Raw genomic sequence first — 25678 nt, forward strand, 5'->3', positions numbered from 1 at the left:
TGAGCTTCAGTCGGATAAGGAGCTGGAATGTTTATCGAGGCCGCCATAGTCATTTACGCTCTGGAACTCGATATTTCCAGAAACGCCGGGGGGAGTTCCCTTGATTTCGAATCGGCGACTCGACTTCGGCGCGACCATGTCGGCATCAACGACATAGGAGGCATTGCCAGCTTTTAATTTCACGTTGGCGAAAGAGACATGAAACGCAGTATCGTTGGAAACTTCGACAACCGACTTACCTCCCTGCCGAACAAGACGCCAGATCAACTTTCCAGGCGCTTCGGCGGAAGTTCCCGACAAGTTATCGGGGCGGTAGAAGACCTTGATACGCTGGCGCAAAGCTATCTGCAACGTATTAGCCGACGCAGATTTTTGCGGAATTTCCTGGACGTTCAGGCGGAATACGGATTCCCTGTCGCTCGGCAAGCCTTCCCCTTGAAACAGGATACGCAGGGTTTGCTGCTTGTTGCCTCCCAAACGACTTAGGGCAGGCGTGATGGCAAACGGGACCTCGCGATTATCTGCCCCATTATCAGCCTCTACCCAGGATTGAATCATCACGTCCTTGGAAGCCTGGTTCCTGACCAGGATTGCAGCCTCCTTGGCAGGCGCCTGCAGAACGACCCGGGTTCCTCCCAGTGTGATTCCCGCATTGGCAAGGGTGGAAAAAAGCAAAAGGATGCCGCCCCAGATAACTCTGGAAGAAAATGGATATTTCATGACGAACTCACACCTCATGGAGCGGGGTATATACATACCCCGCCCATGTAGCAGAACTTAGTTGTATTCCAGGGTGAAGGGCAGGGAGCCGTTGGCAACACCTGCCGTAGCGGCCGCAGCGCCAGACTTTACGTAAGCAGCCCGCAGATTCAGATTGGCGCTGTAAAGGGTGATGTCTTGGCCTTCGCCATCTTTTTCAACCCTGGAATTCAAGGGTGCATCAATGGTCTCGTTCGCCGACAGGTTCAGCAGCTTGCCATCGGAACCATAGATGCCAATACCGACGCCAGTGGCAGTGGAGTCTTTACCAAGCTTCAGCAGGCTTTCGTTGTGCGAATCGATGCCGGTACCGGACATCGGGTCGAACTTCAGCTTCACGGTGGTCAGACCGGTACCGGTCTTGCCACAGTCCAGGTTCAGATTCAGGCTGGTACCACCAGCGATGCTGCCGCCCGCGGTGCCGCTCAGCGAGTCGATGCTGATCTTGCCGAGGTTTACGTCGATGGTCTGGTTGCCCGCTGCACCGCCAACGGTGGTGCCAGCACCTCCAGTGATGCTGCAAGCAGCCGCGGTGATTTCACCTTTGAAATTGATGGTGCCGTCTGCCGCCATGGCATTGCCGACGACCAGGCTGGCTACTGCGGCAGCCAGAATGCTTTTCATGGAAATGGACACGATTGAGCTTCCTTTTGACAGTGAAAGTGTTGCGATTTTTGAACTCTATAAGAGCCAGCAACATTCTCCGAAAAGCCGAATAGAACGACAACGAAGCACTTCCCAGGCAATCGTGTGAAACTTCCCCAGTGCTTGTATGAAGTTTCCTACAAGCGCCAAAAACCTCGTAGTTAAAAACCCTCCGACACCACAAGCTCGCTGCCACCAACAGCCAAAGACAATGAACGATCCGAAAGAAGCGCCATCAGCTTCGATAGCGCCTCTTATATGGAAGAATGAAAAACCAAGACAAATCAAAGCAAACCCAGCAAGTACCCAATTACCCCATTGCCCCAGCAGCAAACGCGGAGCTTATGGGTTCGAGAAATCCATGCTGGAGAATAGAGGCGATTCAGGTTATGGAGAAACCTGAACAGCTTCTGAAAGTTCTATCCGGCCCGATCTCTAGAGCCTTGCCAATTCGGTTGAGATACTGATTTCGAACGCACTTAGTTTGCCTTCCAATGAAGAGGCCAGATTGGCTATCCGCTCGGAAGTCTCCGATGGGTTCTGGCAAGCCTTTTCAAGGCAGGAACAAGACTCGACCAATAGGCTGCTGCCCACCACCCTCGCAGCCCCTTTTATCCTGTGCGCAAGTTCGGCCACTCCTTGCAGGTCTGCGAGTTCAAGCAATTCCGCCAACCGAGTACGATCATCCCGACTGCTGGCCAATAAAGTTTCCAGCAACCGCCGCAATGCAGCCGGCTCGCCGCCGGTAATGGCCTCCAGCGAACGAATGTCGAAAAGACTTTCCATCGGCGATTCCGAACCAAGCGCTTTCATACAGACTCCATCGATATGCTTAAAGGAAGGTCACTGCGCATTGCGCTGTCCCGCCTGCGGGACTCCAGGCATCCGTAGAACGACAAGGCCGTATATGCCGTCCGGGCCAGTTATCCGCAAGCAGCATAAGGGAATTGCCTCCGCCTCTGCCGTCCAAACAGGGGAGCATCGCTTGTTGCGCCTCATCGAACGGCCCCAAACGGCCCTGGAAACGCTCATGGCCGGCACGGAGTCTACCTTTGCCAGCCGACCGCAGCCGGCCCGACCGCTCGTTTCGGGGAGGGAAACTCCTACGGTAAGTCTGTGCGAAGAGGCGTCATCAGTTGCGACCGCCTGAAGGTTCGAAGCGAACCTGGCAGTGGAGCCATCGCTGCGACACGCGAACCTGGGTTACGCGCATGTGTTGGAAAGCGACGGTCGCAACCAGGGTTTGATGAACCACTATTGGCGTGCACAGGCATACGAGGAAGACGCAGGGAACACCTGGTTGAAAACCAGCTCTACAGATCATCGAGCAGCGAGGGTTCTATCTATGGCACAACCATTGGACGGCTCGCACGACGCGGACCACCCGAAGGCCGAAAAAACGGAAGGAAAGGTGCCATCGGTCAGCGATCCCAGGGCGCTTGCCCATCTTCTGGAATTGATACTGTCCACCGCCCAGGCCGGTCTCGCCTTTTCCAAGGACCGCTTCGACATCGGACGCTTTCGCGCGCTCCAGCATGCCGTCGCCGAATTCATCGCCAGCGACCAGGGGGTAGCGTACGAACGGGTCGAGAACTGGATCGCCCTGGACAGCCACTACCCGACCCCGAAACTGGACGTCCGTGCGTTGATCCTCGACTCGCAACAGCGGGTCCTGCTGGTCCGCGAGGCCTCGGATGGTCGCTGGACCCTACCGGGCGGCTGGTGCGACGTAAACGAGTCGCCGGCAGATGCGGTAGTTCGCGAAACCCAGGAAGAGAGCGGACTGGAAGTCCGAGCGATACGCCTGTTGGCATTGCTGGACAAGCACAAGCATCCCCACCCTCCCCAACTGCCGCATGCGTTGAAAGCTTTCTTCTTCTGCCACGTCACCGGTGGCAGGCTTCAGCAACAAACGGACGAAACGTCGGCGGCCGAGTACTTTCCGGTGGACGCCTTGCCGCCGCTTTCCGAGCACCGGGTACTGGCCTCGCAGATCCAGACGTTATGGCAGCGAATCCGCGCAGGAACGCCAGAGGCGCTTTTCGACTAGGCTGCAGACCTCATGGAGTCATCGCGCGGCAGACGGCCTGACCCCAACGGCGTCCAGCAGGCGCACCCGGCAGATCGACCGACCAGCCGATGAGCGCCTGCCGCCCTCCCCCATCGCCGGCAGCTTGACGCCGCCAACAGCGGTGCAGCGTGCCTTCCGAGCAGTAAAGCCAGCCCGTCGTTCTCGCTCGAATGCGTGCCGGAGCGCACCCGAGGCGTCAGCCGCCCGACCATCCCGAACGTGCCGATAGAGCAAGCTCCGAGCGAGTTTCCCCCGCTTCGTCCATAGCTCATCCGTGCTAGTCGACCCTCACCTTGGGATGCACCTATGATTCGTCCCTTGGATGACCCTCCGCGGTCGGGAACAAGACATTCAAGGACGAACTCATGGGCAAACCATTCCTTCATGCTCGGCGCTGGCTGCTGCCGCTCGCCTTCATCTGCACGGCAACGACTGCGGTCGCCGAAAGCACCGGCGACTACTGGATCGTCTACGGCAAGGGCGAACGCTACAACAACGAGGTATTCGTCGCCAACGCCACCGGCATCTTGCAGCAACCCAAAGGTATCCAGTCGGCGCAGATCATCCAGCTATTCGAAGACCGGTCGATGCCGACGCTGACGGCCTACGAGGTCCAGTTCAAGTGCAAGGAGCGCAGGGTTCGCTTCGACAACGCGCGTGCCATGCGCCGCATCGACAACGTCATCACCAACGTGAAAACCGTCGACGGCTGGATCGACCCGGAGAAATACGATTATTGGCTGCAACGCTCGTTCGCCTTCGTCTGCGCCCCGGCCATCCGCGACAACAACCAGATGTTGCCGCTGGGCAAGATGCCCATTGCGCGCATGGTGCAGACCGTCCAGGCAATGTTCGTCGAACTGCAGGGCGTCCAGGCCAAGAAACAGACCATGCGCGATCTGGATGCGATGCTCGGCAACGAGTAGAAATGAAGGAAGGCGGCTTGCCGCCCTCCTCCGGAGCGCCACGGAGCAGGTCAGCGGCATGCCGCTCGCAGCGTCCTGCCGGCCGTAGCCAGCGCCGCGACGAATAGCCAGAATGTGTCTCTATGCGAGGAGCGCGCGGAGCTGCGCGGGGACTTCCATGACTTCGCGGGTATCCGGGGAGACACAGACCTGCGTCAGACTCGCAGTGAACGCCACCACGTCCGGCGAAAGACGTCCTTCGACTGAAAACGAGAAAGAATGCGTCCCCACGTTCGACACACCCACTCGCAGCGTGAGTTCGTCGTCCCAGGTGACCGGATGCAGGAATTCCAGGGAGAACGCTCTCGCCGGGGGAAGAATCCTGAAACCCAGAAGGGTTCTGAGCCCCGGGCCTCCCAGCCAGACCCCGAGCGCCTCCTGCACCGCTTCCAGCACGAAGTATGAAAAACGTGGCGTATAGACGATCCCTTCGGGATCACAGTCGCCAAACAGTACCGTTCTTTTTATGAAAACCGGGGTCGGCATCGCGTCACTAATCCAGTCGCGAGGAAAGGAGCTTCACTCTATGAAAGTCCAGGCCCACTGACAAATCCTCGGATAGCCATGCACCTGTTCACCAGGCTGCATGGAAGCAGACTGGCAGGCACACGACTGTGGTTGCCAGTGCCGATATAACTGGCGAAAGCACGAAACCAGCCGCTCGTTCTGGCGCGCTGTGGATCGGATATCCGGACTCCAGAAACAGAAAAGCCCACCTCGAGGGCCTCGGCTCGTTGAACCAGGATGGGGCTCGGTAGAAATGGTGTTGGCACGACAACTCATTGCAGCATGAACAGATAGGCCACCTTCGGGTGGCCCATCTATTAGAGAAATTACCAACTGCGGATTTTATTGGCAGTATCGCTCCTTCCCCTTGCGTTCAAACGAACACTAACGCGCTGGTTTGTATCTGAGCTGGAACCAACTCACCCGTGGGCTCTAGCAATGGCACTAATCGTGAATGTCCTTCCCGCAGCCTATCGTGCAAGCGGTTCAGTGCATCCACATCGTCAACGCCATCACGTGCCTCAGCCCAGAGCACAAGTCTACCGGCATCGTCCGCCGCAAGTTTCACCGGTGCCAAGGATGAGAATGGAGAGTTCACTTGTAACAATTGCAAGATCACACCCAGCGGTAACCCTGAAGGCACAAGTCCCAACTCGACGACGAAAAGCCAACCGCCCTCGAGGCGCTCCATAACCAGTTCCGGTCCCTCTGCCGGTTGCAGCCGCAACGTGGCATCGTTGCTCGAGGGAAGTCTCAAGCCCCACTGTGCCAGCCATGTATCAATCATGTGAACTCCTTATTCCGCCAAGCCTTAGCCATCTCAACGGTAGTCGAACTCAAGGGTTTGCCGAAACGCAGGAAGCCTCGTGCCGAGTAGTTGTCGACGATATCGTTCAGCGCTTGATTGATTTCCGCCGGACTGGTGGCATGCCGTAGCTGCTCCTCCGCCCGACGTAACAGAGCTACGTTGGAATCCGGCTGGCCAGGGCGATACAGAGAGGGGAAGATAACTTCCTTACGAATGTTCTCGGCAATAACCGCCACTTTGCGGCGCTGCGCCTCTGCTAACGCAGCGGCGAGCACCGGCGACTGCACCGTCTGCCCGCGCATGGCATCGAGTAACTGCTGATGATCAACGTTATCAGCATGGTTCAACTCAGCTGCCAACCATGCTAGGCGTTCCGGAGTATCTGCCAGCGCATCGAGTCGCTGAAGAGCGGAGCGCATAGCCTCGTCCAACTTGAGCCTACCCGCCAAGCCATTGGCGCTAACGATAGCGACAGTCAGCTCGGTGAACGCATCCCGCGCCTTCTGGCGAAAAGCCACCGCCCCGTCTGTGATCTCCGGGTTCTGTTGAGCAACACTGGTGAGCATACTGTCATCAAGTGCCAGCAGCGCCTCGTCGAGAGAAGCGAAGGTATGACGCTCTGAAGCCTGAAGACGTTTCTCCAGATGTTCACCGACTCGCTCCTGGAGGCGCTCCTGAAGATGCGCCTTGATCTCGTCCGGCATGGTGAAGTTCAAGGTGCCACCGAGCATGCCACTGAAATCACCGCGCTCGCTCTTCAACGGCACCACAACGGTTTGCTCGCGCAATTCCTCCAGGCCCTCGAGCTGCAGCATTTCGCGCGCCTGCAGGGCAGGCACCCCGACGACCCAGCCCTTGAGCGCGCCGCCCCTAGTACCTCGGTCGGGCGCTACCTCCCCAGCTTCGCCCTCGAACTCAAGGATCAGGTTGTCGTTGCGCCGCAGTGGCCCGCTGTCAAAATTCTTGTCGATCATCTCAGGGACCGGCACGTTAATCATCACCCCGCCATCCTGGAATTCTGTCCACTCTACGCCGGCCTGGTACGGCTGATCACTCAAGCTGACCTTCTGGAACACTCCTGGGAAGGAACCGGAGATATGTGCCGCCTGGGCGACCTCCAGATCCGGTGTGTGGCTGGCATTGAACACCACTAATTGCGGACGCCCCTCGAACATGGCCGTACCTGTGATGTTCAGCGTCTTAATCTGGGGAATGTAAGCACTCAACCGATCTAGATCGCCAAAGGTGACTCCGGAGCCGGACTGCAATCTGCTGGCGATGGCGGCAACGGTCGGCTGGCGTGCAACCTCTGGATGCGTAGCGATCTGTCCGAGCACGGCCTTGCGTGTCTCGTCGCGCAATAGGCGTTCTAGGGGCTCAGCCCGCGAATCTATGCGTGGGAGTACATTGAGCAGCAACTCAGAGAAGCCGCCGATCTTGTTGCCCAAGCCCTTTTTCAGCGATGCGCCGATCTCGCTGCTAATGTGTTGGAACAGCTTCAGCTTCTTGTTCGAGCTATCGAGCAGCGAAATAAGATCCATCTTGTCGGAAAGGGTCTTGAACGCCGCCGGGCTCATACCTGAGGCCAAAAGGGCGGCGGTGATGCCGCCAGCGGACGAACCGGACATGCTGCGGATGCCATCGAGCATGCCTTTCTCTTCTAGCGCCAGCATTGCTCCCGGGTATGCCGCACCTTTGGCACCACCGCCGCTTAGGACCAGACTGGTCAATGGTGGCCGACTGAGCTGTAGCTCGGTGACTCCGTTCTCAAACTGGCGCAGAGTGATCTGCCGCGGCCCTGCCGAGTCAGTCAGAGTACGGGACTCCCCTTGCCCTTGGGGACTGCTGAAACGCACGTCACTAACGCTTTCCGGCAACTTCCCGGAAAGTATTCCCGGCGTGCTCTTTAGGGCAACCCCGAGACCTTGCCCTGAAGGTTCCTGACGCAAGCTGGCGGACTTATGCGCTGCCTGCGACGGGGTTTCGACAGGCTCCTGATTCAGCGAGGAGGCAGTAGCCCCCAACGATTGGATATGCATGTTCGCTCCTTGAAATACCGAGGGTTCGGAGCAAATATTAGGAAAAGCGGCCATAAGGTTTTGCCAGTTTCGGACGTTTTTTTATCAGTTCGGACTGGCCTGCCCCCAGTTTTAGTACCGCTGCCTAGTTAGTAGGCTATGGGGTTGATATCAACTTTTCCCGCTTCAGCTGCTGCTGGTTGGTTCGCCACTTCGCAGCAAACTCTGCCGGGGAGAGATTGCCAATGGCGCTGTGTGGTCGGTGCTCGTTGTAATCCCGCCAAGCCGCGATACGGATTCTGGCTTCGACCAGCGAGCAGTGCTCATTGAGGCATTCGCCCCGGAACTTGCCGTTGAATGACTCGATGAAGGCGCTCTGCGTGGGCTGGCCAGGCTGAATCAGCTTCAACTTGATGTCACGCTGACAGGCCCACTGATCAAGCGCCTTGCCGGTGAACTCGGGGCCCTGGTCGGTGCGGATCGCCTGCGGGTAGCCGCGAAACCGCGCCACCGCGATCCTCCGCCGCCTCACCATCAAGCCGGCGGCTCGGTACAGCCGGTAAATCCGCTTGTGGTTGACCTGCACGCCACAGCAGGATGTGCAGGCGGCGTTAGCCACAGCGTCGATGCTCCTGGGCCAGTTCCACCAGTTGGGCGTGCAGCTCGGTCGGTACACTGGCCTCGACCCGCTTGAGGAAGTCGAGAAGAACGCTTCTGCACTGCCGTCTCCTGCTTGGAAAACGGACTCTACTAAGTTCAGCGTGGTACTGAAGTTGGGGAGCAGGTCACGTTTGCTACGCCTGCAGAATGGTTTCAGGTCCTTAGAAACAGAAAAGCCCACCTAGATAGGTGGGCTTTTCCATATTGATATCACATCGATACGGGCTTCATATTTGGCCCATACGGCTGTTGGACAAGTAAAAGGCGTAACACCCCTTTCTATATCTATGCAACACGCCGTAGAGAAATGGTGGGTCGTGTAGGATTCGAACCTACGACCAATTGGTTAAAAGCCAACTGCTCTACCGACTGAGCTAACGACCCAACGCGAGGCGTATAATACTGATTTCTAACGTAAAAACAACACCTCTCGCGAATTTTTTTCAGAAATATGGCGTCGGGTCGGAAATACCAGCCGCCGCGAAGCCATCCGCACGCAGCCGGCAGCTATCGCATTTGCCGCACGCACGCCCCTGCTCATCGGCTTGATAACAGGACACCGTCAGGCCGTAATCCACCCCACGCGCCACGCCCGCCTGGATGATCTGCGCCTTGGACAGATACTGCAGCGGCGCCTGGATGCGGAAGCCATTGCCTTCCACGCCCGCCTTGGTTGCCAGGTTCGCCATGCGCTCGAAAGCCTCGACGAACTCAGGGCGACAATCCGGATAACCAGAGTAATCCACCGCATTCACACCGATGAAGATGTCACGGGCATCCAGGACCTCGGCCCAGCCCAGGGCGAGCGAGAGAAACACCGTATTGCGCGCGGGCACGTAAGTCACCGGTATACCTTCGCTAGGCGACTCGGGCACCGCGATGCTCTCGTCGGTCAATGCCGAGCCGCCCATGCCATTGAGGTCGAGCCCTATCACCTTGTGCTCGATCACGCCCAACTGCCGGGCCACGCGCTCGGCGGCCTGCAGCTCGGCGCGATGGCGCTGGCCGTAGTCGAAACTCATGGTGTAGCAGGCGTAGCCGTCGGCCTTGGCCATGGCGACAACGGTGGCGGAGTCGAGGCCGCCGGAGAGCAGGATGACCGCTTTCTTCTGGTTCATGATGGATTCCTCGTCTCAATGGCCCGGTTCGTCGTTCCAGAGAATCTTGTGCAGTTGCAATTGCAGGCGGACCGGCAGGTTGTCGGCCACGATCCAATCGGCCAGTTCTCGCGCGCTGACCTGATGGTGGCTCGGCGAGAACAGGACTTCACCGGCACGCTGGTCGAGGCGGTACTCGATCAGCTTGGATACCGCCCAGTCGTAGTCCTCTCGCGAACAGACGACAAACTTCACCTGATCGTTGTCGGTCAGCAACGGGATATTTTCGTATCGGTTGCGTCCGACCTCGCCAGATCCCGGCGTCTTGAGGTCGAGAACCTTGCTTACGCGCGGGTCGACCCGTGACACATCGAGGGCCCCGCTGGTTTCCAGGGAAACCTCGTAGCCGGCGTCGCAAAGCCGCTCCAGCAGAGAAATGCAATTCGGCTGGGCCAGCGGCTCCCCGCCGGTCACGCAGATGTAGCGAGGCTTGTAGGTGGCAACCCGCTCGAGAATAGCGTCCAGGCTAACGACGTCGCCGCCGCTGAAGGCATAGGCGGTATCGCAATAGTGACAGCGCAGGGGGCAGCCGGTCAGGCGCACGAAGACCGTCGGCAAGCCGGCGGTACGTGTTTCCCCCTGCAACGAGTAGAAAATCTCGGTGATGCGCAGGGTCTGTTGCATATTCAGCCACGGGCGTGACGACTGAACAGGTCGTCCGCCTCCGTTGCGGTAAATGAAGGGGCGCCACGGAACGTATCCTGTCGTGGCACTCGAAATCCCGGAAGGTCTCGCGAGGAGAGGCACGAAGATCAGCCGAGCTGAAACCATGCAGCTTCACGGGGGCGCCGATTCTAACGAAAAAACCCGCGACAGGCGCGGGTTTGTTCATCGGGAACGGGGTCAGCGAAGGTTCTTCAGGTCGCGCTGCGCCAGTTGGGCGGCCGAAGTGCCCGGGTACTGGGAAATGACCTGCTGGAGGATGCCCTTGGCCTTGTCGTTGTTACCCAGGCGACGCTCGACGTCCGCCAGCTTGTACAGCGAGTCGGGCACCTTCTGGCTGCTGGGGTAGCTCTGGCTGACCCGCGCGAAAGCCTGGCCGGCACCTTGCAGGTCGCCCTTGGCCAGGTTCACCTCGCCGAGCCAGTACTGGGCGTTGCCGGAGTACTGGCTGTTCGGGTACTTGCGCAAGAAGGCATTGAACGCCTGGCTCGCCTTGTCGAAATCCTTGCTCTTTATCAGGTCGAAGGCCGCGTCGTAGTAGAGCTTCTCCTTCGCCGGGTCGCCCGGCTCGCTACTCGGCGCCGGTGCGTTGTTGCCTGCGGGAGCCGCAGGCGCCCCATTGGCATTGATGGCGCCAGCAGGTGCGGAATTCTGTGCAGCGGGAGCGCCACCACCGGAAATCCGACGGTCGAGGTCCTGGTAGCGTTCCAGGCTTTCCTGCTTGAGCTGCTGGATCTGGTTCTGCTGTTCCTCGAGCGTGCCACGCAGGCGAGCCAACTCGTCCTGCATCTGCTGGAGCTGCATGAACAGTTCGCCCTGCACGGAGGTGGGGGTTGTCACCCCACCTCCGGCAAAGGCGCCGCCGGCACCTGCCGTGCCATACCCGGAAGGAGGAACGTTGCCGCCATTGTTGGCGGCAACGCCGTCATACACAGGAACTTCCGCCCAGGCCGCTAATGGCAGGCTGAGCGCGAGGAACGTCAGGACACGCAGGTGCTTGGGCATAACGACTTCTTACTTCTTCAGCTCGACGCGACGGTTCTGAGCCCAGGACTGCTCGTCGTGGCCGGTAGCGACCGGACGCTCTTTACCATAGGAAACCAGTTCCAGCTGGGCCGGCGAAACGCCCTGCAGCACCAGGTAGCGCTGAACGGCCTTGGCACGACGCTCGCCCAGAGCCATGTTGTACTCGCGGGTGCCACGTTCGTCGGTGTGGCCTTCCAGCACTACGCGCTGACCGCTGCCTTTCAGGTCTTTCGCGTGTACGTCCAGAGCGCGCATGGCTTCCGGCTTCAGGTCGGAGCTGTCGTACTCGAAGTAGAAGGTGGTGATCGCACGCAGAGCGGCTTCGTCGCTCAGGCTGCCGTCAACGGCACCGCTGTTGGCGCCATAGCCTGCGTTCGGGTCGACGCCGCCATTGGCACCTTCACCGGAAGCATCGCCGCCCTTGGAGGAGCAACCCACAGCCACAGCCATGGCCAGAGCCAGCGCAGCAAATTTGCCGAATTTCAGCATTTCCATCATGTAACTCCTAATGAACCCCAGTGTATAAGTTTGTAACCGTTGGCGACCGTCAGTTCAGGTAAGGGGACCAGGAAGGCTCGCGCACATCGCCCTGAGCGGTAGGGAGAGGTATCCGTACGCGTCCGTTGATGGATACGAGCATCAGCACGCCCCGGTCCTGCTGGCGGGTGGCGTAGATTAGCATGGTGCCATTGGGCGCAACAGTGGGCGAATCGTCCAGAGTGGTGTTCGACAGCACCCGCAGATTGCCGCGCTGGAGGTCCTGGGCGGCGATCTGGAAGTTGGTGTAGCCCTGCTGGCGGTGGACCATTACCAGGGTCTTCTCGTCGGCCGAGAGTTTCGGGTTGGCGTTGTAGTTGCCGATGAAGGTTACCCGGTCCACGGCACCGCTGTTCACGTTCATCTTGTAGATCTGCGGCTTGCCGCCACGGTCCGAGGTGAAGTACAGGGTAGAGCCGTCCTTGCCCCAGAAGGGTTCGGTATCGATCGCCAGGTTGTTGGTCAGGCGGCGCAGGGCGCGGCTGCCAAGGTCCATGACGTAGATTTCCGGGTTGCCGTCGCGCGACAGGACGAAGGCCAGGCGGTTGCCGTCAGGGGAGAATGCCGGAGCGCCATTCAGGCCCTCGAAATTGGTGATCTGCTCACGACGGCCAGTATCGACGTACTGGATGAAGATACGCGGGCGCTTCTGTTCGAAGGAGACATAGGCGATACGGCGGCCATCGGGCGAGAAGCGCGGCGACACGATGGGCTCGCGCGACTGCAGCAGGGTCACCGGGCGGGCGCCGTCGTAGTCGGAGCGCTGCAAGGTGTAGCGGGTGTTGTCGACCGAGAAACGCTCGGCGGTGACATAGAGCATCTTGGTGGAGAACGCGCCCTTGATACCGGTGAGCTTCTCGAACGACTGGTCGGCGATGTAGTGCGACATGTCGCGGAGCTGATCGGTGCTGCCGGTCACGCTGCCGGTCAGGACCTGCTGCTCGGTGCCGACATCGAACAATGCGTACTGCACCTGCAGGCGTCCGCCGGCAGGCACGATGTTGCCGACCATCACGTAGTTGACGCCAACTGCCTTCCAGTCACGGAAGATCACTTCGCTGGCCTGCGCCGGCTGGCTGATCATGTTCTGCCGAGGCAGCGGCTCGAAGTAGCCGGAGTTGCGCAGGTCGTTGCCGATGATATTGGACATGTCTTCCGGCAACACGTTGCCCCCCTGGAAGCCGAACGGCACCACGGCGATGGGAATGGCACGGTCGTTACCGCTGGAGATCACCAGCGGGTCGGCAGCCTGCGCAGCACCTGCCACCAGGGCCAGGGCGAACAGCGCAATGCGAATCAGGGTACTCACAGACTCAAATCCTCCGGTTTAAAGATGATGCGGCGCTGACGATACAGGCTGTCGAAGGTAGCCCGCGGCAATTGCTGCATCTCGGGAATACGGCCGACGTTGCGCACCGCCGCCACCGCCGAACTGTCGAAAGGCTTGTCGCCACTCGAACGGCTGACGCTGGCATTGGTGATGGTACCGTCCGGCAGCATTTCGATCAGTACTTCTACGCTCATTCCATTACGCGCCGATGGAGGACGCCGCCACTGCTGGCTCACCAGGTTGACGATCAGGTCGTCGAGACTGCCGGTGACCTCGCTGCCCACCTCGTCGGCCAAGGCCTGCTGGCGCTCGGTCGTATCCGAAAGCAACTCGGCCAACGCCTGCGCCTTCTTGTCCTCGGCAGCCTTGCGGGCTGCCGCGGCAGCGGCGGCGGCCTTTTTCTTGGCGGCCTCGACGGCGGCTTTCTTCTTCGCCGCTTCCGCAGCAGCCTTCTTCTTGGCCTCCTCGGCCGCTTTCTTCTTCGCGTCCTCGGCTGCCTTTTTCTTGGCGTCGTCAGCGGCCTTTTTCTTGGCCTCGTCCTCGGCGCGCTTCTTGGCTATGTCAGCCTGCCTCTTCTGTTCGGCGGCCTTGGCCTCGGCAGCTTTCTTGGCTTCATCGGCCTTCTTCGCCTCGGCGGCTTTCTGGGCCTCGGCCTTTCGAGCCTCGTCAGCCTTCTTTTGTTCCGCCGCTTTCGCAGCAGCGACCTGCTGCTGTTCCAGCTTTTGTTGCTCGAGTTTCTGCTGCTCGAGCTTCTTCTGTTCGAGTTGCTCGACTTCGTATTGCTTGGAGGCGGTCTTCTTCGCCTCGCCAGCGATCTTCTGGTTGGTCTGGGTCGTCGCCTGGCTCTTCGACTTGAGCTGGTAGAGCGTGGCCTGCACGATCGGCTTGGAGGGAGGAAGCTCCGGAGCAAACGCCCAGCTGACGAACAGCATGGCGAAGATCAGAACGTGCAGGACCACCGCCAGGACGACGGGCCAGAAATAACTCTCGGAAGGCGAGCGCTCGAACTGTTGCTTCAAGATCAGGGGGCCTCGGTAATCAACCCGACGTTGGGCACACCGGCCTGCTGCAAGGCACCCATGGCGCCAACCACCGCACCATAGTTCACCGCCTTGTCGCCGCGGATGAATACCTGGGTGTCCGGACGGGCACTCATGATCTTGGTGACTGCATCGGTCATCTGTTCCAACGACACGGCACTATCGGTCTGTTTTTCAGTATCCACTTCGCTGCCGACGTTCCAGTAATAGGAACCGTCGGCTTTCACCGAAAGGGTCAGGACCTGCTTGTTGTTGTCCTGAGGCAACGCCTCGCTGGACACCTTCGGCAGGTCGACCTTGACCCCCTGGTTGAGCATCGGTGCGGTCACCATGAAAATCACCAGCAGTACCAGCATCACGTCGATGTAAGGCACCACGTTCATTTCCGCGACCGGCTTGCGCTTGTGACGAACCCTTGCCATATCGGCTTACCTCTCAGTCGTCTTAGTCGTCGCTGGTGTGCACCTTGCGGTGCAGGATGGCCTGGAACTCGTCGGCGAAGGTGTAGTAACGACCGATCAGCATCTCAGAACGTGCGGAGAAGCGGTTGTAGGCGATGACCGCCGGGATCGCGGCGAACAGGCCGATGGCGGTGGCGATCAGCGCTTCGGCGATACCCGGGGCGACGGTGGCCAGGGTTGCCTGCTGCACGGTGGCCAGGCCACGGAAGGAGTTCATGATACCCCAGACGGTACCGAACAGGCCGACGTACGGGCTGGTGGAACCGACGGTTGCCAGGAATGGCAGGCTGGCTTCGAGTTTCTCCTCCTCACGGGAGATGGCCACACGCATGGCGCGCGCCACGCCCTCCATCACCGCATCGGGATCGACGCCGGGCTGCTGGCGCAGACGGGAAAACTCCTTGAAGCCGGCACGGAAGATCTGCTCGACGCCGGAGTCCGGGTCCGGATTGCTACCGGCCTGGCGATACAGCTTGGACAGGTCGATGCCCGACCAGAAGCGTTCTTCGAAGGCATCCAGTGCCTTCTTGGCAGCGCGCATGGCGTTGCCGCGCTGGAAAATCATGATCCAGGATGTGACCGAGGCGGCCACGAGGGTCAGCATGACCAGCTGCACCACGATACTGGCGTTGCTGATCAGGCTCCACATGGAGGTATGGTCGACGACGTTCGGTTCCACTTTAATCTCCTGCTGAAAAAGAATCCGGGCTTCCGGCAAAAGCCGCACGCAACGTTTCGGGGATAGCACGTGGCTTCAGGGTGTCCGCTCGCACGCACGCCACCAGGAACCGCCCCTCGCAGAGCAGGACGGAGTCCGACGCTCGACGAACCTGTTGACGAAACTTCAGGCTCGCCCGGTTCAACTCCTCGACCTCGGCGCTGACAAGCAGTTCATCGTCGAGCTTGGCCGGGGCGTGGTAACGCGCCTCGGCGGAGTGCACGACGAACAGCAGATTGTCGCCGACCAGTTGCGATTGGGCGAACCCCAAAGCTCGCAGCCGCTCGGTCCGCGCCCGTTCCATGAACTTGAGATAGTTGACGTAATAGACGATGCCGCCGGCATCCGTGTCCTCGTAATAGACCCGGAAACGCTGCTGGAACGGCTTTCCCCCGTGTTGCGCGCGCATACTCTAGAACCAAGTCCCGGCTTTGCCAATCGGCAATCGCCCACAAATGCAATTAATTACCATCTTCAGACGTGAACAGATCCGTCGTCACCCCCGGCCCCAACCTTTTCGGAATATTCAGGCCAAAGTGCAGGTACGCATGGCGTGTTACCACGCGCCCCCGCGGTGTCCGCATGATGTAGCCCTGCTGGATCAGATAGGGCTCCAGTACATCTTCGATCGTGTGCCGCTCCTCGCTCAACGCCGCAGCCAAGTTGTCGATTCCTACAGGCCCGCCATCGAACTTGTCGATCATGGTCAGCAACAGACGACGGTCGAGGTGGTCGAAGCCACGCTCGTCGACATCGAGCAGGTTCAATGCCTTGTCGGCGATCACCCGGGTAATGTCGCCCTGCCCCCGGACCTCGGCGAAGTCGCGTACCCGGCGCAGCAGGCGATTGGCGATTCGCGGCGTACCGCGGGCGCGCTTGGCGATTTCCGCCGCGCCCTGCGGCTCGATCTCCAGGCCGAGAATGCCGGCCGACCGACTGACGATGGTCGCCAGGTCCTCGACGTTGTAGAACTCCAGGCGCTGGACGATACCGAAGCGATCGCGCAGTGGATTGGTCAGCATGCCGGCACGAGTGGTCGCGCCGACCAGGGTGAACGGCGGCAGGTCCAGCTTGATGGAGCGGGCCGCGGGCCCTTCGCCGATCATGATGTCCAACTGGAAATCTTCCATGGCCGGATACAGCACTTCTTCGACGATGGGCGAAAGACGGTGGATCTCGTCGACGAACAGGACGTCGCCGGCCTCCAGGTTGGTCAGCAACGCGGCGAGATCGCCGGGACGCTCGAGCACCGGCCCGGAAGTACTCTTGATGGAAACGCCCATTTCCTGGGCGATGATATTCGCCAGGGTCGTCTTGCCCAGCCCCGGCGGACCGAAGATCAGCGTATGGTCGAGCGCCTCCTGGCGGCCGCGCGCGGCATGGATGAACAGCTCCATCTGCTCGCGCACGCTGGGCTGGCCGATGTAGTCGGCCAGCTTCAGCGGGCGAATGGCGCGGTCCAGCTGCTCATCGCGTTCGCGACCGGAAACGGCGGATATGAGGCGATCAGGCTCGATCATCGGGCGCCACCTAGACCATGCCCTTCAGGGCCTGGCGGATCATTTCTTCGCTGGACAAATCCTCTCCCGGTACGGCTGCGACGGCACGACTGGCTTCCTGTGGCTTGAAGCCGAGGGCGATCAGCGCGCTGACTGCATCGGCCTCGGCGCTTGAGACTGTAGCGCTGGCACGGGGTTCCATCACCAACGGTGCAATCGTGGGCATGTTTTCCCAAGCCTTGAAGCGGTCCTTCAACTCCACAAGCAGGCGCTCGGCGGTCTTCTTGCCAACACCGGGGATCTTCACCAGGGTGGAGGTGTCCTGTGCCTGGACGCAACGCACCAGTTCGTCCACTTCCAGGCCCGACATCAGCGCCAGAGCCAGTTTCGGACCCACGCCGTTGAGCCGGATCAGCTCACGGAACAGCTCTCGCTCGCGCTTTTCGGCGAAGCCATAGAGCAAGTGCGCATCCTCACGCACAACCAGATGGGTATGCAAGGTCACCGGCTCGCCTACCGAAGGCAACCGATAGAGGGTCGTCATCGGCACTTCCACTTCATAGCCGACGCCATTCACATCGAGGATCAGGTGCGGCGGCTGTTTCTCCGCCAGGGTGCCACGCAAGCGTCCGATCACGAAGAGCTTTCCTTATTCAAAGACGCAGGCGCCCGCCACGTCGGCGTGCGCCCACCAGGCCATGGGGGACCAGACTCTGTTGGGTATGGGCATGACACAGGGCGATGGCCAGGGCATCGGAGGCATCGATCTGCGGTTTCTGGGTCAGCTTCAACAGATGCATGACCATCATCTGCACCTGCTGCTTGTCTGCACCGCCGGTCCCCACGACTGCCTGCTTGACCTGCGAGGCGGTGTACTCCGCCACGCTCAACCCCTCCTCCATTGCCGCGACGATGGCCGCCCCCCGCGCCTGCCCCAGCTTCAGGGCCGAATCGGCGTTGCGCGCCATGAACACCTGCTCGATGCTCAGGGCCGTCGGGCCATGGGTGCGGATCACCTCGCGGACGCTGCGAAACACCACGTGCAGACGCTCGTGCAAGGGGCCGTTACCGGTCCGTATGCATCCGGACGCCACGTATTCGCAACCGCGCGCCGTTTCCCGCACCACGCCGAAGCCGGTGATGCGCGAGCCCGGGTCAATCCCTAGAATCAAAGTCATAAGCTGGATACTAAAAGCCGGAAGCGGGGTTCGAACGCATCAAGCGTACCCCACTTCCGGCTTCGCGTTATCGCTCCGATCGGCTCAGCCGAGCTGCGCCATCACGTCGTCCGGGATATCGGCATTGGAATAGACGTTCTGCACGTCGTCCAGGTCCTCGAGCATGTCGATCAGCTTGAGCACCTTCTGCGCGGTTTCCAGGTCCAGGGTCGCGGTGGTCGAAGGGATCATGGTGACTTCGGCTTCGTCGCCCTTGAATCCGGCGGCGGCCAGCGCCTCGTTCACGGAAATGAAGTCGGCGAAGGTGGTGAACACGTCGATGGAGCCATCGTCGTTGACTACCACGTCATCGGCGCCGGCCTCCAGAGCCGCGTCCATCAGCGCTTCCTCGTCCACGCCGGGAGCGAAGCTGATCTGTCCCTTGCGCTCGAACATGTAGGCGACCGAACCATCGGTGCCCAGGTTGCCGCCACACTTGCTGAAGGCATGACGCACTTCCGCAGCTGTACGGTTGCGGTTGTCGGTCATCGCCTCGACGATAATCGCTACGCCGCTCGGCGCATAGCCTTCATAGGAAAGCTCGACCATGTTGTCGGCATCGTTGGAGCCGACGCCGCGTGCAATGGCACGATCGATGGTATCGCGGGTCATGTTGGCGGTCAGCGCCTTGTCCACGGCCAGGCGCAGACGCGGGTTGTCCGCCGGTACGCCGCCGCCCTGCCTTGCAGCGACGGTCAGCTCACGGATCAGCTTGGTGAATATCTTGCCTTTCTTGGCATCTTGCCGCTCTTTGCGGTGCTTGATGTTGGCCCATTTAGAATGACCAGCCATAACTCACTCCGTATTGCTCTCTCGGCAGGAGGCGCCGCAAGCGGCGCCACCGCGGGTTGATTCGAATCACTCGGCCTTCGGCTGCTCGCGCAGGCGAATGTGCAGCTCGCGCAGGGCCTTGCCGTCCACGGAACCCGGTGCCTGGGTCATGACGTCGCCAGCACTCTGGGTCTTCGGGAAGGCGATCACTTCGCGGATCGACGATGCACCGGTCATCAGCATGACCAGGCGATCCAGGCCGAAGGCCAGGCCGCCATGCGGCGGCGCACCGTACTTGAGCGCGTCGAGCAGGAAGCCGAACTTCTCTTCCTGCTCCGCCTCGTCGATGCCCAGCACGCGGAACACCGCCTGCTGCATGGACTTGTCGTGGATGCGGATGGAACCGCCACCCAACTCGGTGCCGTTGAGCACCATGTCGTAGGCGCGGGAAAGCGCCGCGCCCGGATTGGCCTCAAGCTCGGCCGGGGTGCACTTGGGCGAGGTGAACGGGTGGTGCAGCGCGGACAGCGAGCCGTCGTCGTTCTCCTCGAACATCGGGAAGTCCACGACCCACATGGGCGCCCACTCCCGGGTGAGCAGCTTGAGGTCATGGCCGACCTTGATACGCAGCGCGCCCAGGGCATCGCAAACGATCTTGGCCTTGTCGGCGCCGAAGAACACGATGTCCCCGTCGACCGCGCCAACGCGATCGAGGATCACGTTCAGGTTGGCCTCGGGGATGAACTTCACGATCGGCGACTGCAGACCTTCCACGCCCTTGGCGCGCTCGTTGACCTTGATGTAGGCCAGGCCCTTGGCACCATAGATGCCGACGAACTTGGTGTAGTCGTCGATCTGGCTGCGCGGCATGGAGGCGGCGCCCGGTACACGCAGGGCGGCGACACGCCCCTTCGGATCGTTGGCCGGACCGGAGAAGACCTTGAACTCCACTTCCTTCAACTGGTCGGCGACGTCCACCAACTCCAGCGGGATGCGCAGGTCGGGCTTGTCCGAACCGTAGCGGCGCATGGCCTCTTCGAACGGCATGTGCGGGAACTCGTCGAACTCGACGTCCAGCACTTCCTTGAACAGCTGGCGCACCATCTTCTCGGTGATGCCGATGATGTCGCTCTCGTCGAGGAAGCTGGTCTCGATGTCGATCTGGGTGAATTCCGGCTGGCGGTCGGCACGCAGGTCCTCGTCACGGAAGCACTTGGCGATCTGGTAGTAGCGATCGAAGCCGGCGACCATCAGCAGTTGCTTGAACAGCTGCGGCGACTGCGGCAGGGCGAAGAAGTGTCCCGGGTAGGTACGGCTCGGCACCAGGTAGTCGCGCGCGCCTTCCGGCGTCGGCCGGCCGAGGATCGGGGTCTCGACGTCGAGGAAGCCGTTGTCGTCCAGGTAGCGGCGAATGCTGCTGGTGATGCGCGCGCGCAGCTTCAGCTTGGCAGCCATCTCCGGACGACGCAGGTCGATGAAGCGGTAGCGCAGGCGGGTTTCCTCGCCCACATCGGAATATTCATCCAACGGGAACGGCGGAGTCTCGGCCTGGTTCAGCACTTCCAGTTCGTAGCCCAGTACCTCGATGGAGCCAGACGCCATGTTCGGGTTGCGCGCGCCTTCAGGGCGCAGGCGCACCTTGCCGGTGATCTTCACCACGAACTCGCTGCGCACCCGGTCGGCCTTGGCGAAGGTTTCCGCACGGTCCGGATCGAACACCACCTGGGCCAGCCCCTCGCGATCGCGCACATCGAGGAAGATCACTCCACCATGGTCGCGGCGGCGGTGAACCCAACCGCAAAGGGTGACTTCCTGGCCGTCCAGGCTCTCGTTCAGTTGGCCGCAATAGTGGCTGCGCATCATGGTGTGGTTCGCTTCTCGTAAGTCTTGGATTCTGTGGAGCCGCCGGCTGCCTGGCGACCATTGCCGGGCTCTCGCCGGCCCTGACCGAGCACCGGAACCATCGGTACGCCCCCGGAAGGACATCTCCCGCGCTGCCCGGTGAACGGCAACGGCGAAGCACCCGCATCCGGGCCCACTTCGCATTGAAGGCGGGGATTATAGCCTGAAAAATCCATGGCTTGCAGCCAGCCCCGCCGGCCTGTCACGCGGGAAGCCAGGCCGTTGAACGGAAGCATTTCGCCGCACCCTGCGAACCATTCGCTTGACCGGGCAGTCGGAATAGATTCTCCCTATCGCCGCCTTTGACATAGACCAAGAGCGCTGGGAAAAACCCTGTGTTAGCCTCACTCCAACTGTTTCGGAGTGCCCCATTCACAAGGCCGACTGAAAGGAGAACGCCATGGAAATCAATATCGGAATCGGCGAACAGGATCGCGCAGCCATTGCCGAGGGCCTGTCGCGGCTACTGGCCGACACCTACACCCTCTACCTGAAAACCCACAACTTCCACTGGAACGTCACCGGCCCGATGTTCAATACGCTGCACCTGATGTTCGAAGGTCAGTACACCGAACTGGCCGTTGCCGTGGACGACATCGCCGAGCGCATCCGGGCCCTGGGCTTCCCGGCGCCCGGCACCTACGCCGCCTACGCCCGCCTGTCGTCCATCAAGGAAGAGGAAGGCGTGCCGGAAGCCGAGGAGATGATCCGGCAACTGGTCCAGGGCCAGGAAGCCGTGGTGCGCACCGCCCGCAGCATCTTCCCGCTGCTGGACAAGGTCAGCGACGAACCCACCGCCGACCTGCTCACCCAACGCATGCAGGTACATGAAAAGACCGCCTGGATGTTGCGCAGCCTTCTCGCCAGCTGATCGTCGATCGCTCGATAGAAAGCGGGGCCCGCCTCAGGGCCCCGCCCTCCCCTCCGGCGCCAACCGCTTGATTTGAGTAGCCTCCTGCTTTCCTGTTAAATAGCCGCCGTGCGTCACACGCATAGGCCGGCCGTCCTTCCGCACCTTTCGTTTCATGCACCGAAGCGCTGTCCGGCTACTTGATCGTTACCCCATCAAGGTGAACTCATTGACATGTTGAAAATCGTCCTTCTGGTCACGGGCGTCGCCGCCCTATTGCTGTCCTTCATTCCCAGCCTAAGAACCGAAGCCACACCCTTCCTGCAACATCCCGATGCCATCTACCTGGCCATTCTGGGCCTGATCAACCTGCTCTTCGCTCCCGTACTGCAATCGTCACATCCAACCCGCCCGCTGCAGGCCGGTGCAGCCGCCCTGCTGGTCCTGGGCGTCGTCCTGCAGGCACTGATCCTGCTGGCGCCGCTGCCGACCATCGCCGACCAGCCGGCGATCGTCCTGCCCCTGCTAAGCCTGGTGCTGGCCACGGCCCTGCAACTGGCGGGCAGCCTGAAGCCCGGCAAACCGGTCTCGCGCAGCGCCAGCGCCCCGACGGCCCTCGGCGGCAGCCAGGACAGCGGCAACCGGGAGACCGGTACCGTGAAGTGGTTCAACACCTCAAAAGGTTTCGGCTTCATTTCCCGCGATTCGGGCGAGGACATCTTCGTCCACTTCCGAGCGATTCGCGGCGAAGGCCACCGCATCCTCATCGAAGGCCAGCGCGTGGAGTTCTCGGTGGTACAACGGGACAAGGGCCTGCAGGCGGAAGACGTAATCGCCTCCCGCCGCTGACCGCCGCGAAAAACAGAAAACCCGCCGAACGGCGGGTTTTTTGTGCATTCAATAATGGGGAGGAGGCGCTTCGTCTTCCCCCGCCTCGCCCACCAGCCCCTGGACGTCTTCCAGACGCTTGATCAATGCCGCGACCTGAAGCTGCAGTCGCTCAATGCTGCGCTGCTGCTCGACCACCACATCGTTGAGAGCCTGCAAAGTGTCATCCTGGAAAGCCTGGCGGCATTCCAGGTCATCCATGCGCGCGTCCAGCTCCATCTAGGCCTCCCCGGCAAAACGGAAGCCGTCGGTCAGCACCATCCGCAACTTGCCGCGGATCGCCTCGACCTGCTCGGAAGAATAAGGCTGAGCCGGATGGCGCCCCCAGACAGGGCCGGGCCAGGCGTCGTCGCCACGTCGCCGGACGATCACGTGCATGTGGAGCTGGCTGACCACATTGCCCAGGTTAGCGACATTCATCTTGTCCGCACGGAAGGTGTCCTTGAGCACCTCTGCCAGCAGCGTGGCCTCGCGCCACAGCGCCTGCTGGTCATCGACATCGAGCTGGAACAGCTCGGTGACATCCTCCCGCCTCGGCACCAGGATGAACCACGGATAGCGGGCATCGTTCATCAGCAGCAGGCGGCTGAGGGGAAAGTCGCCGAGCAACAGGGTGTCCTGCTCCAGCCGGGGATCCAAAGCGAACATACTGACCTCTCCTGTTCGACCGTCATTCATGGACAGCTTAGCCCCTCCTTCCGAGAAGGGACCCGCCGTAACTGCCGCGCAGGATACTTCGCCGCCCGGCCAAAGCAAGCCCGCACATCCGCCCGCCCCAGCTTGGCGCGCCACTCCAGCCGAACGCCCCATAAGATGCCGGTCGAATGAATACAGCGCGACGTCGAACAGGAGACATGCCGTGGATACAAACGCATTCGCCACAGACAACTCGATGGCAACCAACCCTTGAAGCAGACGGATTACAAACAGGTTTCAAGGCATGATTCGTTTGCTTTCAAACAGAATAGCTTCGCTCTCGAAGAGACCAACTGGAATACATAGGCGAAGCCGTTTTCCAATTTGTGCACGGAGTTTGCTTATACCTCTTTCATCACAGTAAGAGGGGCCGCACGGAACATGACATTTTTATTACAAGACCCCGCCAATCGGGAAAAGCGACTTGAGAAGCGACCTCAACAAGAGTGACCAAGCCCGCGACATACGTCATTTTTTCAACTGCTCACCTACGCAGATGCGACATACGTCATGCAATTTTGCGACAACGCCGTAAAGAATCCGTCGCTTCGAAACCTCAACTATCGCCAAGAAACACTGCGTGCTATAAGTTAGCGCCGACAAGAAGAACTAGCCGTCACTGCGGCACTGTGATGGCAGAGATAATTTCAAAACCAAAGGAGCAATCACAATGAAAGTGATGAAGTGGAGCGCCATTGCACTGGCGGTTTCCGCAGGTAGCACTCAGTTCGCCGTGGCCGACGCATTCGTCAGCGATCAGGCCGAAGCGAAGGGGTTCATCGAAGACAGCAGCCTCGACCTGCTGCTCCGCAACTACTATTTCAACCGTGACGGCAAGGAAGGTCGGGGCGATCGCGTCGATTGGACCCAGGGCTTCCTCACCACCTACGAATCCGGCTTCACTCAAGGCACCGTGGGCTTCGGCGTCGATGCCTTCGGCTACCTGGGCCTGAAACTCGACGGTACCTCGGACAAGACCGGCACCGGCAACCTGCCGGTGATGAACGACGGCAAGCCGCGCGACGACTACAGCCGCGCTGGCGGCGCCCTGAAGGTGCGCATTTCCAAGACCATGCTGAAGTGGGCGAAATGCAACCTACCGCGCCGGTCTTCGCCGCCGGCGGCAGCCGCCTGTTCCCGCAGACCGCGACCGGCTTCCAACTGCAGAGCAGTGAATTCGAAGGGCTCGATCTCGAAGCGGGCCACTTCACCGAAGGCAAGCAGGGCACCACCACCAAGTCGCGCGGCGAACTCTACGCAACCTATGCAGGCCAGACCGCCAAGAGCGCGGACTTCGCCGGCGGCCGCTACGCGATCACCGACAATCTCAGCGCCTCCCTGTATGGCGCCGAATTGAAAGACATCTATCGCCAGTATTACCTGAACACCAACTACACAATCCCGCTGGCATCCGACCAGTCGCTGGGCTTCGACTTCAACATCTACCGCACCACCGATGAAGGCAAAGCCAAGGCCGGCGACATCAGCAACACCGCCTGGTCCCTGGCCGGCGCGTACACCCTGGACGCGCACACCTTCACCCTGGCCTACCAGCAGGTGCATGGCGACGAGCCGTTCGACTACATCGGCTTCGGCGAGAACGGTTCCGGCGGCGGCGGTGACTCGATTTTCCTCGCCAACTCCGTGCAGTACTCCGACTTCAACGGCCCCGGCGAGAAATCCTGGCAGGCCCGCTACGACCTGAACATGGCCTCCTACGGCGTTCCCGGCCTGACCTTCATGGTTCGTTACATCAACGGTAAGGACATCGACGGCACCAAGGTCGACTCCAGTTCCTCCTACGCGGGCCTGTACGGCGAGGACGGCAAGCACCACGAGACCAACCTGGAAGCCAAGTACGTCGTCCAGGCCGGCCCGGCCAAGGACCTGTCGTTCCGTATCCGCCAGGCCTGGCACCGCGCCAATGCCGACGAGGGTGAAGGCGACCAGAACGAGTTCCGCCTGATCGTCGACTATCCGCTGTCGATCCTGTAATCGACCGACAGGCAACGAAAAAACCCGGCATCGCCGGGTTTTTTCTTCTCGGCGGCAACGCGCCTATAAAGGAAGGGCGTAGGTACCGGTCACATGGGCCACCAGGTCTTCCTCATTACTCTGCGAAAACACTCCGACCTCGCAGACGACCTGGCGCCGCCCCAGCTTGAGGATGCTCGCCTCGGCCAACAGGTCCTCGGGCCTGGGCTTGCTGAGGAAGTTGATGTTCAGGTTCGAGGTCACGGCCATCTCGACCGCCCCGAGACGCCCGAGAATGACCGCGTACATCGCCGCGTCGGCCAGCGCCATGATGGTCGGGCCGGACAACGTTCCACCGGGACGCACCAGCTTGCCGTGAAAAGGTATGCGCGCCAGCGCATGTCGTTCGTCGAGACGCTCGACACGAAAATCGATGTCCTCGGCCATGGGCAGCCCCATGCGGATCAACGCCTGTACCTGCGCCGCGTTCATTGCCTGCTGACTCCTCATCATCGA

The 25678-nt window shown here is 60.7% G+C and carries 27 protein-coding genes, 1 tRNA gene and 2 pseudogenes; 5 read left to right on the forward strand and 25 right to left on the reverse strand.

Annotation, left to right across the window (positions count from 1 at the left end; translation table 11 throughout):
• Positions 1-6: 6 nt before the first annotated feature.
• From HMPREF2914_RS04740 to HMPREF2914_RS04750, 3 genes are all read right to left on the reverse strand, one after another.
• Positions 7-720: a fimbrial biogenesis chaperone gene (locus tag HMPREF2914_RS04740; protein ID WP_003134048.1), complete on the reverse strand. Its 714-nt coding sequence runs from the start codon at positions 718-720 to the stop codon at positions 7-9.
• 57 nt (positions 721-777) lie between these two features.
• Positions 778-1395, reverse strand: coding sequence for a fimbrial protein (locus tag HMPREF2914_RS04745; RefSeq protein WP_003086231.1), 618 nt, complete (start codon positions 1393-1395; stop codon positions 778-780).
• Positions 1396-1839: 444 nt separating this feature from the next.
• Entirely contained in the window at positions 1840-2217 is a 378-nt protein-coding gene (locus HMPREF2914_RS04750) for an Hpt domain-containing protein (protein ID WP_023980761.1), read from the reverse strand.
• Between the two features lie 598 nt (positions 2218-2815).
• Between HMPREF2914_RS04750 and HMPREF2914_RS04755 the strand changes: the two genes are divergently transcribed.
• Both HMPREF2914_RS04755 and HMPREF2914_RS04760 read left to right on the forward strand, forming a co-directional pair.
• Entirely contained in the window at positions 2816-3454 is a 639-nt protein-coding gene (locus HMPREF2914_RS04755; RefSeq protein ID WP_003086228.1) for an NUDIX hydrolase, read from the forward strand.
• Positions 3455-3840: 386 nt separating this feature from the next.
• Positions 3841-4401 carry a hypothetical protein gene (locus HMPREF2914_RS04760; protein ID WP_003108605.1) on the forward strand — a complete coding sequence of 187 codons (561 nt, stop codon included), beginning with the start codon at positions 3841-3843 and terminating at the stop codon, positions 4399-4401.
• 120 nt (positions 4402-4521) lie between these two features.
• On the opposite strand, the gene HMPREF2914_RS04765 is transcribed toward HMPREF2914_RS04760, so the two are convergent.
• From HMPREF2914_RS04765 to aspS, 19 genes and pseudogenes are all read right to left on the reverse strand, one after another.
• Entirely contained in the window at positions 4522-4926 is a 405-nt protein-coding gene (locus HMPREF2914_RS04765) for an acyl-CoA thioesterase (RefSeq protein WP_003108604.1), read from the reverse strand.
• Between the two features lie 394 nt (positions 4927-5320).
• Positions 5321-5734, reverse strand: coding sequence for a CesT family type III secretion system chaperone SpcU (gene spcU, locus HMPREF2914_RS04770; RefSeq protein WP_003134054.1), 414 nt, complete (start codon positions 5732-5734; stop codon positions 5321-5323).
• Positions 5731-7794, reverse strand: a complete 2064-nt coding sequence (exoU, locus tag HMPREF2914_RS04775) for a type III secretion system effector cytotoxin ExoU (protein WP_003134060.1) — start codon at positions 7792-7794, stop codon at positions 5731-5733. The genes spcU and exoU overlap by 4 nt, the downstream gene beginning before the upstream one ends.
• A 136-nt stretch (positions 7795-7930) precedes the next feature.
• Positions 7931-8507, reverse strand: a pseudogene (locus HMPREF2914_RS04780) (integrase core domain-containing protein); the annotation flags it as partial.
• A 234-nt stretch (positions 8508-8741) separates the two neighbouring features.
• Positions 8742-8817: transfer RNA gene (locus tag HMPREF2914_RS04790), tRNA-Lys, on the reverse strand.
• A 59-nt stretch (positions 8818-8876) separates the two neighbouring features.
• Entirely contained in the window at positions 8877-9551 is a 675-nt protein-coding gene (queC, locus tag HMPREF2914_RS04795; RefSeq protein WP_003111415.1) for a 7-cyano-7-deazaguanine synthase QueC, read from the reverse strand.
• A 15-nt stretch (positions 9552-9566) separates the two neighbouring features.
• Complete coding sequence (queE, locus tag HMPREF2914_RS04800; RefSeq protein ID WP_003111416.1) at positions 9567-10214, reverse strand: 7-carboxy-7-deazaguanine synthase QueE; 648 nt, start codon at positions 10212-10214, stop codon at positions 9567-9569.
• Positions 10215-10433: 219 nt separating this feature from the next.
• On the reverse strand, positions 10434-11258 hold the full coding sequence (gene ybgF / locus HMPREF2914_RS04805; RefSeq protein WP_003120698.1) for a tol-pal system protein YbgF: 825 nt from the start codon (positions 11256-11258) through the stop codon (positions 10434-10436).
• 9 nt (positions 11259-11267) lie between these two features.
• The gene (gene pal / locus HMPREF2914_RS04810; RefSeq protein WP_003111417.1) at positions 11268-11774 is read right to left on the reverse strand and encodes a peptidoglycan-associated lipoprotein Pal; all 507 of its coding nucleotides are present in this window, start codon (positions 11772-11774) and stop codon (positions 11268-11270) included.
• A gap of 52 nt (positions 11775-11826) precedes the next feature.
• A complete protein-coding gene (gene tolB, locus HMPREF2914_RS04815; protein ID WP_003086128.1) occupies positions 11827-13125 on the reverse strand; it encodes a Tol-Pal system beta propeller repeat protein TolB in 1299 nt (432 codons plus the stop codon).
• Positions 13122-14165, reverse strand: coding sequence for a cell envelope integrity protein TolA (gene tolA / locus HMPREF2914_RS04820; protein WP_003134218.1), 1044 nt, complete (start codon positions 14163-14165; stop codon positions 13122-13124). Before tolA ends, tolB begins: the two co-directional genes overlap by 4 nt.
• 2 nt (positions 14166-14167) lie before the next feature.
• On the reverse strand, positions 14168-14608 hold the full coding sequence (tolR, locus tag HMPREF2914_RS04825) for a protein TolR (RefSeq protein WP_003086126.1): 441 nt from the start codon (positions 14606-14608) through the stop codon (positions 14168-14170).
• Positions 14609-14630: 22 nt separating this feature from the next.
• Entirely contained in the window at positions 14631-15326 is a 696-nt protein-coding gene (tolQ, locus tag HMPREF2914_RS04830) for a protein TolQ (protein WP_003086125.1), read from the reverse strand.
• Position 15327: 1 nt separating this feature from the next.
• Positions 15328-15774, reverse strand: a complete 447-nt coding sequence (ybgC, locus tag HMPREF2914_RS04835; protein WP_003086124.1) for a tol-pal system-associated acyl-CoA thioesterase — start codon at positions 15772-15774, stop codon at positions 15328-15330.
• 52 nt (positions 15775-15826) lie between these two features.
• Positions 15827-16885 carry a Holliday junction branch migration DNA helicase RuvB gene (ruvB, locus tag HMPREF2914_RS04840; protein ID WP_003086123.1) on the reverse strand — a complete coding sequence of 353 codons (1059 nt, stop codon included), beginning with the start codon at positions 16883-16885 and terminating at the stop codon, positions 15827-15829.
• Positions 16886-16895: 10 nt separating this feature from the next.
• Complete coding sequence (gene ruvA / locus HMPREF2914_RS04845) at positions 16896-17501, reverse strand: Holliday junction branch migration protein RuvA (protein ID WP_003086122.1); 606 nt, start codon at positions 17499-17501, stop codon at positions 16896-16898.
• Between the two features lie 16 nt (positions 17502-17517).
• On the reverse strand, positions 17518-18042 hold the full coding sequence (ruvC, locus tag HMPREF2914_RS04850; protein ID WP_003112575.1) for a crossover junction endodeoxyribonuclease RuvC: 525 nt from the start codon (positions 18040-18042) through the stop codon (positions 17518-17520).
• A gap of 84 nt (positions 18043-18126) precedes the next feature.
• Positions 18127-18873, reverse strand: coding sequence for a YebC/PmpR family DNA-binding transcriptional regulator (locus HMPREF2914_RS04855; RefSeq protein ID WP_003086107.1), 747 nt, complete (start codon positions 18871-18873; stop codon positions 18127-18129).
• A 66-nt stretch (positions 18874-18939) separates the two neighbouring features.
• Positions 18940-20715, reverse strand: coding sequence for an aspartate--tRNA ligase (gene aspS, locus HMPREF2914_RS04860; RefSeq protein WP_003123218.1), 1776 nt, complete (start codon positions 20713-20715; stop codon positions 18940-18942).
• Between the two features lie 439 nt (positions 20716-21154).
• Here aspS and HMPREF2914_RS04865 point away from each other — a divergent pair, with 439 nt between their 5' ends.
• Positions 21155-21625 (forward strand): Dps family protein, encoded by a 471-nt coding sequence (locus tag HMPREF2914_RS04865; RefSeq protein ID WP_003086103.1) that lies wholly within the window; start codon positions 21155-21157, stop codon positions 21623-21625.
• Between the two features lie 213 nt (positions 21626-21838).
• Complete coding sequence (locus HMPREF2914_RS33070) at positions 21839-22453, forward strand: cold-shock protein (protein WP_003086101.1); 615 nt, start codon at positions 21839-21841, stop codon at positions 22451-22453.
• Between the two features lie 48 nt (positions 22454-22501).
• On the opposite strand, the gene HMPREF2914_RS04875 is transcribed toward HMPREF2914_RS33070, so the two are convergent.
• Positions 22502-22711, reverse strand: a complete 210-nt coding sequence (locus tag HMPREF2914_RS04875) for a SlyX family protein (RefSeq protein WP_003086099.1) — start codon at positions 22709-22711, stop codon at positions 22502-22504.
• Positions 22712-23140: an HIT family protein gene (locus HMPREF2914_RS04880; RefSeq protein WP_003086095.1), complete on the reverse strand. Its 429-nt coding sequence runs from the start codon at positions 23138-23140 to the stop codon at positions 22712-22714. It abuts the gene before it with no gap.
• Between the two features lie 718 nt (positions 23141-23858).
• Between HMPREF2914_RS04880 and HMPREF2914_RS04885 the strand changes: the two are divergent.
• Positions 23859-25183: pseudogene (locus HMPREF2914_RS04885) on the forward strand (OprD family porin).
• A gap of 63 nt (positions 25184-25246) precedes the next feature.
• Here the strand turns inward: HMPREF2914_RS04885 and HMPREF2914_RS04890 are convergent.
• On the reverse strand, positions 25247-25654 hold the full coding sequence (locus HMPREF2914_RS04890) for a PaaI family thioesterase (RefSeq protein ID WP_003086091.1): 408 nt from the start codon (positions 25652-25654) through the stop codon (positions 25247-25249).
• Positions 25655-25678: the final 24 nt, after the last annotated feature.

Source organism: Pseudomonas sp. HMSC067G02 (genome assembly GCF_001813485.1).
In the GTDB taxonomy this organism is placed as follows: Bacteria; Pseudomonadota; Gammaproteobacteria; order Pseudomonadales; family Pseudomonadaceae; genus Pseudomonas; species Pseudomonas aeruginosa.